Raw genomic sequence first — 15,945 nt, 5'->3', positions numbered from 1 at the left:
CCCGAACGGAGTGCCGGTATGCCGTCCTCACGTCAAGCGCCCCCCGAGTACGTCGTCGTCCCCTTCGTGCGCGACGCGGTGCCCACGCTGACGCGGCGGTGCGCACCGCACGAGGTGCCGGAACGCTGGCACACCGTGGACCGCTCCGCCCACGGGCCCACCCTCATCGCCGTCCCGGACGAGGACAAGGGCGAGGGCGGGGAGCGGTGGAGTTCCGTCGCGCTGGTGACGGCGCGACCGGGCACCTCGTACCTGAAGATCGTCGACGTCGTGGGCGATGTGCCCGCGGGCGTGGCGGCCGTCCTCGCCCACGCGGGCGAACGGCGACTGGCCCAGGTCAAGTGGGAAGGATGGACGGGCGGCCCCGAGGAGGCCGCCGCCGCGGGGTTCACGGAGCTGAGCCCTCCCCTCGCGCTGTCCGACGGTGCCTCCGGACCCGCCACCGGATACGTGCGCTGGCTGGACGACGCCGGGGTCGCGCCACCACCGCACGAGGAGCCTGCCTACGACGCGCCGCCCTACTACGGGCAGAGCACGCACTTCACCTGCGGTGCCGTCACGGCGCTCGTCGCCCGGGCGCACGCGGGAGTCCTGGCGGGCGACGAGCTGGACCGGCGCGCGGAGTTGACGTTCTGGCGGCAGGCCACGAACTTCCCCGCGTGCGAACCCGTCGGACTGGGCGTGGCCGTGCGCCGGCAGTGGCCGGAGCCGGACGTCACCGTGCACCTGGACACCGACCGGCCCGTCCTGCTCGACCACCTCGACGCGAAGGAACAGGACTGGCGCGCCCTGCTCCAGCACAGTTCCCGCGCGGACGCCGAACGGCTCGGTGTTCCTGTCGACCCCGGCCATCTGTCCCTGGCCGCGGTCCGGGACCTCGTCGGCCGAGGGGCACATGTGCTGCTGCTCCTGTCCCTCGCCGAGATGCAGGGGTTCGACGTGCCGCACTGGGTCCTGTGTCACGGCGCCGTGGCCGGAGCCGTGGTGATCGACGACCCCTGGGCCCAGGCCACCGCGGGGGACACCTGGGTCGACGCCCACCTCCTCCCGGTCCCGGACGCGAGCCTCGACGCGATGTCGACCATGGCGCCGGACGGATTCCGAGGCGCCGTGAGCATCGGTTGAGAAGCGCATGAGCCCGTCGCTCCTCCGCCGCCTTTCGCGGTCGCCCTTCTGACGGTTGCCTCAGGAGGGCGTGCTCACGGACACCGGTAGCGGACGGACGTGACGTCCTGGCCGATCATCTCGTCGGATGTGACCGTGGCCGTGATGGTGCCGGAACCCTTGGTGCGTCACCGCAGGCAGCCGTATTGTCAGCCGCGCGACCCTGCCTGTATAACGTTGTAAAAATTCATGTGCGGGGCCCGGCACGGCCCAAGGTGCGGCCTCCGTACCCTCGCGGGCCGATCCGGCCGGGACGCTGTCGAAGGGAATGCGGTGCGGGTCAGCCTCAAAGACGTTGCCGCGCACGCTGGGGTCTCCATCAAGACCGTCTCCAACGTGGTGAACAACTACCAGCACGTCACACCTGCCATGCGCGAGCGCGTCCAGAGGTCGATCGACGCGCTCGGTTACCGGCCCAATCTCGCCGCCAGGCATCTGCGCAAAGGGCGGACGGGCATCATCGCGCTCGCCCTGCCCGAGCTCGGCAACCCCTACTTCGCCGAGCTCGCCGCGGCCGTCATCGACGCCGCCTCCTCGCACGACTACATCGTCCTCCTCGACCACACCGGCGGCCTGCGCGAGCAGGAGGTGCTGGTCAGTCAGGGCTTCCGGGCGAGAGTGATCGACGGGCTCATCCTCAGCCCCATCGAACTGGAGGCGGAGGACCTGCGCGACCGGGCCGAGAACGTCCCCCTGGTCCTGCTCGGCGAACGGGACTACGACCTGCCGTACGACCACATCGCCATCGACAACGTCGCCGCCGCCCGTGCCGCCGTACGCCATCTCGTGGGCCTGGGGCGGCGCGAGATCGCGTTCATCGGCGCCCGGCGCGGGCACAGCAAACCCGCCCAACTGCGCGTCCTGGGCTGGCGCGAGGAACTGTGCGCCGCGGGTCTTCCGGCCGACGACGGGCTGGTCGCCGCCACCGACGGCTGGGGGCACATGGACGGCGCGGAGGCCATGACCCGCATCCTGGAGTCGGGACGCAGCCCGGACGCCGTCTTCGCCTACAACGACCCGATGGCCATCGGCGCGATGCGCGTCCTGCACGAACGCGGGCTGAGGGTGCCCGAGGACATCGCGGTCGTCGGCTTCGACGACGTCGTCGAGGGACGGTTCGGCGCGGTCACGCTCACCTCCGTCTCGCCGGACAAGCAGGCCATCGGCCGGCTCGCGGTCGAGTCCGTGCTGGCCCGTCTGGGCGGCGACGCGCCCCACGAAGCCCGCCGCGTGTGGGCCGACCACCGACTCGTCGAACGGGAGAGCACGCTGGGCCGCGGCGCACCCGGCGCAGGCGGACTGAGGTGACCCCCGCAGCCGCCTCCGCCGCTCCGGGTGCACCGCTCCGGTGCGCCCGCGCCTGACGCTCCCGGCGCCGGACAAGAACTCCGGCAACCCGCGCCCCTCCCCGCCGTGTTTGCGATCGCGCTCGCGCCGGACGCCTCCGTGCCGACGCCGGACGTGATCCGCCCGTGCCCGATCGGGCCCTGCCGTGGCGCGGCCGACCCCGTTCGGGCGCGGGTCCACCGGCATGCCCAGGTGGCGGTGCCCGTACGGGCGGAGCGGGCGACGGACGGCCTGGCGTACGCAACTCCCGCCCCCGCGCCGGGCGGTGACACGTCCGCCGCCGAGTCGCGCCCTCGGCCTCTCGCCGGCCGATGGGCCGCGACAGCTCTCAACAGGGCCGCCTCGCAACGCGTCTGAGGCTTTCGTTCTGCAACGTCCGCCGCAGGAACAGGTGTTGCGGTCGGCCTCGTCGTCAAGACCTCGGATTCAGGGCGTGCACAGGGGGTTTACAGCATCCTTCCAACGATGTAAAAACCTCTGTGCGGCGGGTCGAACGGCTGTCCCGCCGGGGGAGAAGCGCCATTCCGCTCGACCGTCCTGCTCGGCTTGTGCTCGACCTGTGCTCGGCCTTTGTTCGCCCACCAGCTCCCCAGTTTCCTTTCAGCGTCGCCCGGATCGGGGTCACCATGCAGCGCACCACTCACCGTCGTCGTCTCCTCGCCCGTCCAGTGGTTGTCTCGCTGGCCGTGGCGGTGGCATTGACCGCAACCTCCTGCGCCAAGTCGGAGGACGACGCGTCGAACGACTCCTCCACCTCGGCCGCCGCAGACTCGGAACAGAAGGTCGCCTCGCCCGCGCCGGATGCCAAGACCTGCACCATCGATGCCTACGGCGCCGAGAAGCTCGACCTCAAGAGCGCCACCGTCGGCTTCTCCCAGTCGGAGAAGGAAGCCAACCCGTTCCGCATCGCCGAGACGCAGTCCATCAAGGACGAGGCGAAGAAGCGCGGCGTCAAACTCCTGACGGCCAACGCCCAGTCGCAGTTCTCCAAGCAGATCAGCGACGTCCAGGACCTGCTCGCCAAGGGCGTCGACCTGCTCGTCATCGCGCCCCTGAACTCGGACGGCTGGGACCCGGTCCTCCAGGCCGCGGCGGCCAAGAAGGTGCCGATCGTCACCATCGACCGCAAGATCAACGCCACCGCCTGCAAGGACTACGTCTCCTTCATCGCCTCCGACTTCGTCGAGCAGGGCAAGCGCGCCGCCGACCAGATGATCGAGGCCACCGGAGGCAAGGGCGAGGTCGCGATCCTGCTCGGCGCCGCGGGCAACAACGTCACCACCGAACGCACCAAGGGCTTCAAGGACCAGATCGCCGCGAAGGCACCCGACCTGAAGGTGGTGTTCGAGCAGACCGGTGACTTCGCCCGCGAGAAGGGCCAGCAGGTCACCGAGCAGCTCATCCAGTCCAACCCCGGCATCAAGGGGATCTACGCCGAGAACGACGAGATGGGCCTCGGCGCGGTCGCCGCGCTGAAGGGCGCGGGCAAGAAGGCCGGCGACATCGAGATCGTCACGGTCGACGGCACCCGCAACGCCGTCCAGGGCATCGTGGACGGCTGGATCAGCGGGGTCATCGAGTCCAACCCGCGCTTCGGACCGCTCGCCTTCCAGACCCTGGACACCTTCACCCAGGGCCAGGAGGTCTCCCAGGACATCATCATCGAGGACGGCGCCTACACCGCGGACAACGCCAAGGGCGACCTCGGCAAGGCCTACTGACCCGTCGCGGGGGCCCGGGTCCGCCGGGCCCCCGCGCAGGCCACCGGCCCCGCCCCGACCACCCCCGGCTCTCCCCACCTCGCACTCTGGAGGCACAAGGTGGCACCCCCCGCCGAAGTCCTCGCCGTCCGCGGACTGAGCAAGACCTTCCCCGGCGTCCGGGCCCTGGACGACGTCGACCTCACCCTGCACGCCGGTGAGGTCCACGCCCTGATCGGCGAGAACGGCGCCGGCAAGTCGACCCTCATCAAACTCCTCACCGGCGTCTACCGGCCCGACGCGGGCGAGATCACCTTCCAGGGCCGCGAGGTCTCCTTCGCCACCCCGCTGGAGGCCCAGAAGGCGGGCATCTCCACCATCTACCAAGAGGTCAACCTCATCCCGCTGCTGAGCGTCGCCCGGAACCTGTTCCTGGGCCGCGAACCGCGCAACCGCCTCGGTGTGCTGGACATGGCGCGGATGAACCGGCAGGCCGAGGAGATGCTGCGCACCTACGGCGTGCGGGTGGACGTCCGCCGTCCGCTGCGCACCCTCGGCGTCGGCGCCCAGCAGATGGTCGCCCTCGCCCGCGCCGTCGCCACCGACGCGCGGATCGTCATCATGGACGAGCCGACCTCGTCCCTCGAACCCCGCGAGGTGGAGACCCTCTTCACCGTCATCCGCCGTCTCCGTGACGCGGGCATCGCGGTGGTGTACGTCAGCCACCGCCTCGACGAGCTGTACGCCGTGTGCGACACCGTCACCGTGCTGCGCGACGGCAAGCGCGTCCACCACGGCGAACTGGCCCGACTGGACCGCCTGTCACTCGTGTCGACGATGCTCGGCCGGGACCTGGGGGAGGTCCGCGCGGAGGGCCTGACCAAGTTCACCGGCGACCACGGGGCCACCGACACCGAACCGGTCCTGGAAGCAGGCCGGCTGACGGTCCCTCACAAGCTGCACGACGTGTCGCTGACCATCCGTCCCGGCGAGGTCGTCGGCCTGGGCGGGCTGCTCGGGTCCGGCCGCACCGAGACGGCCAAGGCCATCGCCGGTGCCCTTCCCACCCGTTCGGGCTCCGTCACCGTCGCCGGTGTGCCCCTGCGCGCCGGATCGACACCGGCCGCGCTGCGCGCCGGGATCAGCCTGCTGCCCGAGGACCGCAAGAGCGAGGGCATCGTGCCGGGCCTGTCCGTGCGGGAGAACATCGCCCTCGCCGTCCTGCCCCGACTGTCCCGCTTCGGCCTGGTCTCCGAGGCCCGCGTCGACGCCGTCGTGGACACCTTCATCGAACGCCTGCGCATCAAGGCGTCCTCGCCGCAGCAGAAGGTGGGCGAACTCTCCGGCGGCAACCAGCAGAAGGTGCTCCTGGCCCGCTGGCTCGCCATGCACCCCAAGGTGCTCCTCCTCGACGAACCGACCCGTGGCATCGACGTCGGGGCCAAGGCCGAGGTGCAGAAACTCGTCGACGAACTCGCCGCGGACGGCCTGGGCGTCCTGCTCATCTCCTCCGATCTGGAGGAACTGATCGAAGGGTCCGACCGCGTGGTCGTACTGAAAGACGGCGCCGTCGTCGGCGAGTTGACCGGCGACGACGTCACCGAGGAGAAGCTCATGCGCACCATCGCCGGGGACGCCCTCGCGCGGGGCGCCCAGCAGGAGGCGGCCGTCGATGGCTGAAGCCGCCCTGCGCACCGTCCCGTTCGACAAGAACCGCGTCCTGCAATGGCTCCAGACCTACGGCGTCTACGCCGGCGTCGGAGCGCTGCTCGTCGTCAACATCGTCATCACCCCGCACTTCCTGACCGCGGAGAACTTCCGCACCCAGGCCGTCCAGGTCGCCCCGGTCATCATCGTCGCCCTCGGCATGGCGCTGGTCATCGGCACGGAGGGCGTCGACCTGTCCGTCGGCGCCGTGATGGCGCTGGCCGCCTCCGTCACCGCCCTCTACCTGGGCTACGGACTCCTGCCCGCTCTCCTCGCCGTCGCCCTGTTCGCGGCGGCCGTCGGACTGGCCAACGGCGCGCTGGTCGCGGTCATCGGCGTCCAACCCATCGTCGCCACCCTGGCGTTGATGGTCGGCGGCCGAGGCCTTGCCCTCGTGCTGCTGCCCCAGCTCAAGGACCTGCGCAACCCCTCGCTGGCCTCCCTGGGCTCGGGCGACGTCCTCGGCGTGCCGTATCTGATCCTGATCGCCGCCGGGCTCGCGCTGCTGATCGCGTTCGTCGTCCGCCGCACCACGTTCGGACGGCAGTTGCTGGCCGTCGGCGACAGCCGGCCCGCCGCCCAGCTCGCCGGCCTCCCCGTACGCCGCGTCCTGATCGTGGTGTACGTCGTCAGCGCGCTCCTCGCGGCCGTCGCCGGTGTGCTGGCCACCGCCAGGCTCCAGGCCAGCGACCCGACCTCGCTGGGCAACCTGATGGAACTCTCGGCGATCACCGCCGTGGTGGTCGGCGGCACCCCGCTGACCGGCGGGCGCGTGAACATCGCCGGGACCGTGGCCGGAGCCGTCCTCATCCAGCTCCTCACCGCCACGCTCATCAAGCACGACCTGCCGCCGTCCTGGACGCAGATCGCACAGGCCATGGTGATCGTCGCCGCGGTCTACGCGGCGCGGGGACGGGGAAAGCGATGACCACGACCGAGACGGACGCGCCCGTGACCACCGCGAGCATCGAACCCAAGGACGCCGCCGAACCGGTGGGCTCCGCCCGCGCCGAGCGGCTCAGCGCCCTGATCCAGCAGCACGGCGCGCTCGCCGTGCTCGTCCTGGTGTCCCTGGTGGCGTCGTTCTCCTTCGACTCCTTCGCCACCGGCGACAACCTCGGCAACATGGCGACCAGTTCGGCCTTCCTCGCCGTCGTCGCCCTCGGCATGACCTTCGTCATCATCACCGGCGGCATCGACCTCTCCGTCGGCTCCCTCTTCGCCCTCGGCGGCGTCCTGGCCGCCTGGGGCTCCCGCTACGGCACCCTGGTGGCGCTGCTGCTGCCGCTCGCGGTCTGCGGCCTCATCGGCGTCGTCAACGGCCTGCTCGTGGCCCGGTCCCGGCTGGCGCCGTTCATCGTCACCCTCGCCGCCATGCTGGGCGCGCGCGGGCTGATGCTGGCGCTGACCGACGAGGGCGCCGACACCTACCTCATCGGCAAGGGCTCGGTGCTCGCCGAACTCGGCCAGGGCAAGACCCTCGGCCTCGGCAACCCCGTCTGGATCACCCTGGCGCTGTTCGTCGCCGGCGCGGTCGTCCTGCGCCGCACCCGCTTCGGACAGCACGTGTACGCCGTCGGCGGCAACGAGGACGCCGCGGCCCTCATGGGCGCCCCGGTCGCCCGCACCAAGATCCTCGTCTACACCCTGTCCGGGCTTCTGGCGGGCCTGGCGGGAGCGTTGAACGCCGCCTGGCTGGCCTCCGGGGTGACCATCCTCGGCTCCGGCATGGAGCTGGAGGCCATCTCCGCCGTCGTCATCGGCGGCACCCTCCTCACCGGTGGCCTCGGCTACGTCAGCGGCTCGCTGGTCGGGGTGCTGCTGCTGAAGGTCATCCAGAACGTCATCAACCAGATCGGTTCCCTCGACTCCTCCTACCAACAGGTCGTCAGCGGCGCCTTCCTGGCCGTCGTCGTCATCGCCCAGACCTGGCTGGGCCGCAGACGGCAACTGATGTGACAGACCCCGGACGGCGGCAGGCCCCACAGGCCCGCCGCCGCTTCCGGTTCCAGGCGGTCGGACGCTCACGCCCCGGCCGCCTTTCGCACGCGCACGTCTCCCCGCCCCCACCACACAAGGAGTCACGATGCGTCGAACACCCGCAGGCCGTGGGCCGTTGGCCTGGCTGAGACGCCGCACGCGCGGGGCGACCACCGCGCTCGCCGCCCTCGCGCTCGTCGCCGGCACGGCCCTCACCGTCACCGGGTCCGCGACCGCCGCCGCGCAGGCGTGGACCCCCAAACCGTCCCCGATGACCACCCCGTGGACCGACCAGGTCCCCACCGACAACCCCCTGCCCGAATACCCCCGCCCCCAGCTCACCCGCCCCGACTGGGCCAACCTCAACGGCATCTGGGACTTCGCGGTCACCTCGGCCGACGCCGGCCAGCCTGCCGCGTTCACCGAACAGATCCGGGTCCCGTTCGTCGCCGAGTCCGCGCTCTCCGGCATCCAGCGCAAGATCACCCAGAACGACAAGCTCTGGTACAAGCGCACCTTCACCGTCCCCGCGGGCTGGAACGGGCGCAACGTGCAGCTCAACTTCGGTGCCAGCGACTGGCGAACCACCGTGTGGGTCAACGGAGTCCAGGCGGGCGCGGTGCACAACGGGGGCTACGACGCGTTCTCGTTCGACATCACGAGCCTGCTCAACGGCGGCACCAACACGATCGTCGTCTCGGTCTGGGACCCCACCGAGACCGGCGGCCAGGCCATCGGCAAACAGCGCATACGGGACGTCGCCCCGCACTCCGGCGGGGGCATCTTCTACACCGCCGCCTCCGGCATCTGGCAGACGGTGTGGCTGGAGCCCACGGCCTCCGCGTCCGTCACCCGCCTCGACCTCGTCCCCGACCCGGTGAACAGCAGACTGAAGGTCACCGTCCGCGGCACCGGCATCAACGGCCACCAGGCCCGTGTCACCGTCTCCACCGGCGGCACCGTCATCGGCACGGCCACCGGCGCGGTCGGCACCGAGTTCACCGTCCCTGTCCCGAGCCCTCACCTGTGGACCCCGGACGACCCGTTCCTGTACGACGTCAAGGCCGATCTGCTGTCCGGCTCCGCCGTCGTCGACTCCGTCGGCAGCTACACCGGCATGCGGACCATCGGCCTCGCGAGCGTGGACGGCCGGCTCCGGCCCGTCCTCAACGGCACGTTCGTCTTCCAGACCGGCACCCTGGACCAGGGCTACTGGCCCGACGGCATCTACACCGCCCCCACCGACGCCGCGCTCCGTTACGACCTGCAGAAGCACAAGGACCTGGGCTTCAACATGGTCCGCAAGCACATCAAGGTGGAACCGCAACGCTGGTTCTACTGGGCCGACCGCCTCGGCCTGCTGGTCTGGCAGGACATGCCCGCCATGGACACCCGTACCCCCGACAACGCCGCCCGCACCCAGTGGGAGGCCGAGTACGACCGGATCATCGACCAGCACCGCAGCTCGCCCTCGCTCGTGGTGTGGGTCAATCAGAACGAGGGCTGGGGGCAGTACGACCAGGCGCGCATCGCGGGCGAGGTGAAGGCGTACGACCCTTCACGCCTGGTCGACAACATGAGCGGCGTCAACTGCTGCGGGGCCGTCGACGGCGGCAACGGCGACCTCCTCGACCACCACGTCTACGTCGGGCCCGGCACCACCGTGCCCAGCACCACCCGGGCCGCCGTGCTCGGCGAGTTCGGCGGACTGGGCTACAAGGTCTCCGGCCACGAGTGGTACCCGGGTGGCGGCTTCAGCTACGAGGACCAGTCCAGCACCGCCCATCTGAACAACCGGTTCATCGGCCTGATCGACTCGATCCGCCAGGTACGGATGCCCCGCGGGCTGTCCGCGTCGGTCTACACCGAGATCACCGACGTGGAGAACGAGGCCAACGGCCTGCTCACCTACGACCGTCAGGTCGTCAAGGTCGACGAGGCCCGGGTGCGCGCCGCCAACCGGGCCCTGATCGACGCCTCCCAGGGCACCACCACCCCGTCCACCCTGCCCACCGGCCAGTACAAGTCCCTGCGCGTGACCACCCCCGGCTACACCGACCGCTATCTCCGCCACCAGGACGGCGCCGCCTTCACCGCGGTCGTGGGCAGCGGCAGCGACGCCCTGCTGAAGAACGACGCCACCTGGAAGATCGTCCCCGGCCTGGCGAACAGCACCTGCTACAGCTTCGAGTCCCGCAACTACCCCGGCGAGTACCTGCGCCACCGCGAGTACCGCGTCTACAAGGAGTCCGGCACCACCGACCTGTTCCGCGCCGACGCCACCTTCTGCCCGGTCCCCGGCGCGAACGGCGGCGTCCGCCTCTCCGCCTACAACTTCCCCGAGCAGTATCTGCGCCACTACAACGCCGAGTTGTGGCTCGCCACACCGGGCGGCACCCACACCTATGACAACCCCGCCCTGTTCACCGAGGACACGACCTGGTCCGTCGAGGCGCCCTGGGCGCCGTGACAGCCGCCTGACAGCATGAGACGGCCCCTTCGACGGAAGGTCAACTCCCGTCGAAGGGGCCGGTTTTCCATGAGGGGGAGGATCAGGGCTTCTCGTCGCCGTAGAGGGCGCTCACCTCCTCGGCGCTCAGCGCCTTGTCGACGGCGTGGACCTCGTCGACCGCGCCGTTCCAGAAGTCGACGTTCGAGCCGTCCCAGTGGGCGCGGCCCACGGTCAGCCCACCTGTGCTCGGGTAGGCGGCGCCTCCGGTGGTCGTGGCGGCGAGTTTCCCGTCGACATAGAGGCGGATCTCGTTGGTCGTGGCGTCCCGTACGCCCACCAGGTGGTACCAGCGGCCCGTCTCCACGGCGGTGGCCACCTGGGCGCGCCGCTCACCGGGCGTGCTGAAGGCGAAGTTGCCGTGCCCGTACTGGAGGTAGAAGGAGTTGGCCGTCGCACGGGAGTCCTGGCTGACCGCGGTGGCGTAGTTGCCGGGGATCTGGTCGAGGCGGACCCAGGCGGCCACCGAGTAGCTGCCCGAGGTGTCGAGGACGGGGCCCGCGGTCTCGGCGTACTGCTTCTGGCCGTCGAACTTCAGCGCGCTGCCGCTGACGCCGGGCGTCCAGGAGGCGCCCTCGCGCAGGGTCAGGGGCTGGTTGCCGGGGCTCTGGTCCGCGGCGGTCGTGCCGGTGCTCTCGTCCAGGTTCCACCGGCCGCCGGTCAGCGGCTTCGACCCGGCCGCGGCGCCCGCGGCGATCACCTCGCGGTTCACCGCCCGCACCTGGGCCGCGTCGACCTTGATCTCGCGACGGTCGTACGTGTAGAGGCCGTTGAGTTCGTTCTCCAGGTCGGTGATCTGGGTGTAGACCGACCCGGACAGCTCCGCGCCGGCCTGCGCGAGATAGAACCGCTCGGTGTTCTCCACGTACTTGCGGGTCAGTTCCGCCTTGGAGTTGACGCCGCTGTAGATCACGGTCGGGGCGCCCGGCCACATGTGGCCCGGGGTCCGCAGCACGAACCCGCCGTGCTCACCGTCCATCGCGGCCCGGGTGTCGTCCGGGAAGGCGGGGTCGGTGTTGTTGTAGTCGTGGTGGTCGATGATGTCGCCCTTGCCGGAATCTCCCTTGGAGTTGCAGCAGTTGACACCGCTGTGGGCGTTGACGACACGGGACGGGTCGGCCGCCTTCACGGCCTCCGTGATCCGCCCGGTCTCCTCGCGGCTCCACTCGCCCCAGCCCTCGTTGAAGACGATCCAGCCGATGACCGACGGCGAGTTGTGGTGCTGCCGCATGGTCTCCCGGCCCTGGTCGACGAAGGCCTTCTGGCCGGTCTTGTCGGTGATGTTCCCCGAGACGAAGTCCTGCCAGACCAGCAGCCCGAGCTTGTCCGCGTGGTAGAACCAGCGGGCCGGCTCGACCTTGATGTGCTTGCGGACGGCGTTGAAACCGAGCTGTTTGTGCGCCTTCAGGTCGAAGGCGAGGGCCTCGTCACTGGGCGCGGTGTACAGGCCGTCGGGCCAGAAACCCTGGTCGAGAGTGGCCAGCGAGAAGATCGGCTTGCCGTTCAGGACGAGCTTGTTGAAACCGCCGACCTTCTTGACGCCGATCTCGCGCATACCGAAGTAGCTGCCGACCTTGTCGGTGGCGCGGCCGTCGGTGAGCTTGACGTCGAGGTCGTACAGGTAGGGGTCGTCCGGGCTCCACAGGTGCTGCTTGGCGACGGGGAGCGTCAGTTCCTCGCCTGCCCGGCCGCTGACCTTCCCGACGACCTTGCCCTTCTTGTCCCTGGCCACGGCCTCGACCCGGGCCGAGGGGGACGCGTCGGCGGAGTCGACCGTCACGGCCAGGGTGCCGGTGTCGATGTCGGGCGTGGTGACGATGTCGTCGATGGACGCGGTGGCGACGGGCTCCATCCACACGGTCTGCCAGATGCCCGACGTCTGCGTGTAGAAGATCCCACCGGGGTTGGTGGACTGCTTGCCCATCGGCTGATTGGCGCCGCCGGTGTCGGTGACCGCGACGACGATCTCCTGCCGGCCGCTCCCCTTGAGGGCGTCGGTGATGTCGGCACTGAACGCGTTGTAGCCGCCGGTGTGTTCGGCGACCTTCGTGCCGTTGACGTACACGGTCGCCCGGTAGTCCACCGCGCCGAAGTTGAGCTTCAGCCGGTTCGCCTGCCCGCTCTTGCCGACCTTCCAACCGCTGGGTACGTCGACGAGCTTGCGGTAGAACATGTGGTCCTCGTGCCGCTCCAGCCCCGACAACTGGGACTCGACGGCGAACGGCACGATGATCTTCTCGTCGAGCTTCTTGCCGAAGACCGGGGCCTCGCCCGCCTCGGCGGCACTGAACTCCCACGGCCCGTTGAGGTTCTTCCACGCCGAGCGCACCTGCTGCGGGCGCGGATACTCCGGCAGCGGATGCTTCGTGTCGAGCTTGTCACCCCACTCCGTGGTGAGCCGGTGGGTGGAGGCGTTCTCGGCGTAGCGGATCAGCTTCGGCACACTCTCGCCGCCGACGGTCAGGCCGCCTTGGCCGTCGTAGGAGACCCTGACCGACTGGTTCAGCTGGATCGCCTCGGAGAGCGTGACCAGCAGGGAGTTGCGGTCACCGGGGTAGGCCTTGACGGACTTGACGGGTATCGCGGTGGTGTCGGCCTGGATCTCCAGATGGTCCTTGACCGCCTGGAGGCCGCCCGTCCTGCCGTCGAAGCGCAGCCGTACCCGCTTGCCGTCCGTGGCGACGGTCGGTTCGACCGGGTAGACCTCGAAGTCGTCCGGCGGCGTGAACGCCGACATCGGTACGAGCTGCTTGGCCAGCGTCGGCGTCGACCAGCGCAGGAACATGTTGGCGCCGCCGGTGTCCTGGAACAACTCCAGGCGGAAGTCGTGCTGTTCGCCGGCGGTCAGCCGGACGGCGGCGCTGGTCTGCTCCTTGTCCCAGTCGCCCACCCAGTGGTCGATGACGGGCTGACCGTCGATGTACAGCCGGAAGCCGTTGTCGCCGATGGCGTAGAAGGTGTAGTCGCCGGTGGCGGGTGCCTCTATCCGCCCCGTCCAGCGTGCGGTGGTGTGCTCCGTCTGGCCGGTCAACTCCTGGAAGGTGCTGGTCAGTCCGGAGAAGTTGATCTGGGGATCGAGGAGGGTGCCTCCGAGCTTGGCGAAGTCGCGGGCTCCGGGCGCGGACATGCTGAAGTACTCGCCCTTCAGGCCGTGCGTCTGAACGGCGGCCTGGGCGGCGGCGGATGCCGAGGTACCGCCCGGCAGCTCCGCCGCGGTGGCGACGGGCATCAGTCCGAGCGGCGGAAGGGTCAGGGCGGTCGCGGCGATCAGAGCCCAGAGTCTGGGGCGCGGGCGGGTGCGGTGTCGTGTCATCGAACCTTTTCCTCGTACAAGAGGCCACGCAGGGCGAGGGACCGGCGTGCGCCTTTTCAACGTTGGAAATCCTGTGACAGCGGTATGACAACACGGCCTCCGGAGGCTGTCCAGACCTCGCGCAGCACTCGGGCACCGGCCGTCACCGGACGGTCGCGCCCGGCGCGTCGAGGTCCGGGCGGCGGGTGAGGCGGACACGGAGCCGCCGACAACGCGGCCTTGGCAGGGCCGAGTTCACGTCGAGTGGCCTGTGTGGGCGGAGCGGAACCGGACCCTGGGCGGGAGAGGGCGCCACGGAAAACCGCTTCGGCGCCGGTCGCCATCCCGGCTAGGGTCGGCCCGTGTGTCACTACGCCGGGAAGCACTACAAGATGCACTACGTGTGCGTGGGTTGCCGGGTCGCCTTCAAGCGGCACTTCGGGCCCGACGGACACCGGTGCCCCCTGTGCGCCGCACCCATGGCCTGCGCGGGGCGCGACTTCGCGGCACCGCGACGCCGGGACGTGAAGGCGTGGACGGTCGTGGCGGCGGTGGTGGGAGCGGGCCTCCGGTACGAGGGCCGCGAACCCTGCGGCTGCGGCCGGGACCCGAAGTTCCGCCCGCGCACCCGCGCCCAGGTGCGGGCCCGGCGCGTCGTCGCGACACGGAACGGGACCCCGCTCGCCGAGATGCTCGCCCACCCGGACCCCCACGCCGCGTGATCACCTGAAACGTCCGGACGGCGTCAACAGGCGTACAACGGCAGGTAGTTCGCCCGCTCCTCCGTGATTCGGCGGGCGAGGACCCTGTTGGTCGTACACCTGCGCGAGGTGCGGTAGAGTGGATCACGAGCCGGTCGCCGCAACAACGGTGAACTGGACGCGCGTTGGTGGTCCAAGGAAAGACGCCCCGCTTCCTGCGGGGAAATGCAGGTGCAAGGCCTGCCCGGCGCTCCGATCGGAGCCTGTCCGCAACTGCGGGCAGGCTCCGCTGTGTTCGGTGACCCGCCCGTTGCACGCGTGGGCGGCGCGCACACTGGCCCTCATGCCACTGTCACTGCATCACATCGTGATCGACGCCCACGACCTTCCCGGCCTCGCCCGCTTCTGGGCCGGGGTGCTGCGCTGGCGGATCCTGTCCGAGCGGGAGCGCGAGGTGGTCATCGGCCCGGACGAGAACGCCCCGGTCGGCATCTGCTTCATGCCGGTGAGCGACCGCAAGGCCGTCAAGAACCGGCTGCACCTCGACCTCATGTCCGACGCGCGGGACCGGGAGGCCGAGATCGAGCGCGTCCTCGCCCTCGGCGCCCGTCGGGCGGACGTCGGCCAGAGCGGCGACGAGTCGTGGGTCGTGCTGGCGGACCCTGAGGGCAACGAATTCTGTGTGGTCCGCCCCAAACGGACCCTCATCGCCTGAGGGGTGACCCGTCCGCCCACCAACGCGGCAGGGGGAGACGGCCTCAGCCGCCTCCCCCCGTTCACGCTGTATCAGAAGCAGTCGAGTGACCGCACGTCGCTCAGAAGTCGTCCGCCCCGTTGCGCAGTTCAGGGGTCCAGTAGCCGACGAGCGCCTTGGCCGGGTCGGCCGCGATGCCGCCCTTGCCCGGCGCGGTGACGGCGATGACGGCCGAGTCGCCGTCCAGGACGACGGAGAACGCCGACACGGGTTCGTTGTCCTCGTCGACGCCGCCGTCCGACACCTTCAGCAGGGCGTACGCGGGCTCGCCCGCCGCCAGGACGACCGGTGAGGCGGGCTTGCTCTTCGCGACGGCCGGGACGTCCTGCTTGTGGCTCTCCAGAAGCTGGACGTGCGGATAGCCCGCCAGACGGCACGCGTGCCCGGACGTGTTCTTCGCCGTCAGCACGACGTGGGTGTACGGCGGGCCGTCCTGCGTGGCAGCCGTGACCTTGACGTCCCCGGCGGCGCACACAGGGGTGGAGGCGTTCGCCTGCTCGCCGGTCGAGCCCGTGGAACCGCCGGTGTCGGTCGTGCCGGTCGAACCCGAGGAATCCTCCGCACCGGCCGAGTCCGCCGCACCCGTCGCCGTGGACGTGGCGTCGGCCGCGCCGTCCGCCGCCGCTCCGGTCGCCGAAGCGGTCGCGGCGGGAGCCGAGTTGTCGTCCTCGCCACCCTGGCAGGCGGTGAGGGAGAGGACGAGTGCCGTGCCGGCGACGGCGAGCATCGCCGAGCGGCGCAGGACAGTGTTCATGAAGGATTCCCCGATGAAGTGGTGCCGGGCCCCGACG

At 70.4% G+C, this 15,945-nt stretch carries 11 protein-coding genes; 9 read left to right on the top strand and 2 right to left on the bottom strand.

Features of this window, described 5'->3' with window-relative positions; all coding sequences use genetic code 11:
* Positions 1-18: 18 nt before the first annotated feature.
* The 7 genes from ACIPSE_RS28480 (at position 19) to ACIPSE_RS28450 (ending at position 10,368) form a co-directional block, all read left to right on the top strand.
* Positions 19-1,125: a peptidase C39 family protein gene (locus tag ACIPSE_RS28480; protein ID WP_401667701.1), complete on the top strand. Its 1,107-nt coding sequence runs from the start codon at positions 19-21 to the stop codon at positions 1,123-1,125.
* A 312-nt stretch (positions 1,126-1,437) separates the two neighbouring features.
* Entirely contained in the window at positions 1,438-2,472 is a 1,035-nt protein-coding gene (locus tag ACIPSE_RS28475) for a LacI family DNA-binding transcriptional regulator (protein ID WP_401667698.1), read from the top strand.
* Positions 2,473-3,137: 665 nt separating this feature from the next.
* Complete coding sequence (locus tag ACIPSE_RS28470) at positions 3,138-4,232, top strand: ABC transporter substrate-binding protein (RefSeq protein ID WP_401667696.1); 1,095 nt, start codon at positions 3,138-3,140, stop codon at positions 4,230-4,232.
* Positions 4,233-4,331: 99 nt separating this feature from the next.
* Entirely contained in the window at positions 4,332-5,891 is a 1,560-nt protein-coding gene (locus tag ACIPSE_RS28465) for a sugar ABC transporter ATP-binding protein (protein WP_401667693.1), read from the top strand.
* Positions 5,884-6,846 carry an ABC transporter permease gene (locus tag ACIPSE_RS28460; RefSeq protein WP_401667690.1) on the top strand — a complete coding sequence of 321 codons (963 nt, stop codon included), beginning with the start codon at positions 5,884-5,886 and terminating at the stop codon, positions 6,844-6,846. Before ACIPSE_RS28465 ends, ACIPSE_RS28460 begins: the two co-directional genes overlap by 8 nt.
* Complete coding sequence (locus ACIPSE_RS28455) at positions 6,843-7,877, top strand: ABC transporter permease (protein ID WP_401667688.1); 1,035 nt, start codon at positions 6,843-6,845, stop codon at positions 7,875-7,877. Before ACIPSE_RS28460 ends, ACIPSE_RS28455 begins: the two co-directional genes overlap by 4 nt.
* Positions 7,878-8,004: 127 nt before the next feature.
* A complete protein-coding gene (locus ACIPSE_RS28450; protein ID WP_401667685.1) occupies positions 8,005-10,368 on the top strand; it encodes an AbfB domain-containing protein in 2,364 nt (787 codons plus the stop codon).
* A gap of 82 nt (positions 10,369-10,450) precedes the next feature.
* Here the strand turns inward: ACIPSE_RS28450 and ACIPSE_RS28445 are convergent, their stop codons facing one another.
* Complete coding sequence (locus ACIPSE_RS28445) at positions 10,451-13,720, bottom strand: LamG-like jellyroll fold domain-containing protein (RefSeq protein ID WP_401667683.1); 3,270 nt, start codon at positions 13,718-13,720, stop codon at positions 10,451-10,453.
* A 341-nt stretch (positions 13,721-14,061) separates the two neighbouring features.
* On the opposite strand from ACIPSE_RS28445, the gene ACIPSE_RS28440 reads away from it, so the two are divergent.
* On the top strand, positions 14,062-14,421 hold the full coding sequence (locus ACIPSE_RS28440; RefSeq protein ID WP_401667681.1) for a hypothetical protein: 360 nt from the start codon (positions 14,062-14,064) through the stop codon (positions 14,419-14,421).
* A gap of 322 nt (positions 14,422-14,743) precedes the next feature.
* Positions 14,744-15,115: a VOC family protein gene (locus ACIPSE_RS28435; protein ID WP_401667678.1), complete on the top strand. Its 372-nt coding sequence runs from the start codon at positions 14,744-14,746 to the stop codon at positions 15,113-15,115.
* Between the two features lie 100 nt (positions 15,116-15,215).
* Here ACIPSE_RS28435 and ACIPSE_RS28430 read toward each other — a convergent pair whose 3' ends face one another.
* Entirely contained in the window at positions 15,216-15,908 is a 693-nt protein-coding gene (locus ACIPSE_RS28430) for a DUF4232 domain-containing protein (protein ID WP_401667676.1), read from the bottom strand.
* Positions 15,909-15,945: the final 37 nt, after the last annotated feature.

Source organism: Streptomyces sp. NPDC090106 (genome assembly GCF_044747265.1).
In the GTDB taxonomy this organism is placed as follows: domain Bacteria; phylum Actinomycetota; class Actinomycetes; order Streptomycetales; family Streptomycetaceae; genus Streptomyces.
This window is presented reverse-complemented; position numbering and strand designations above follow the sequence as displayed.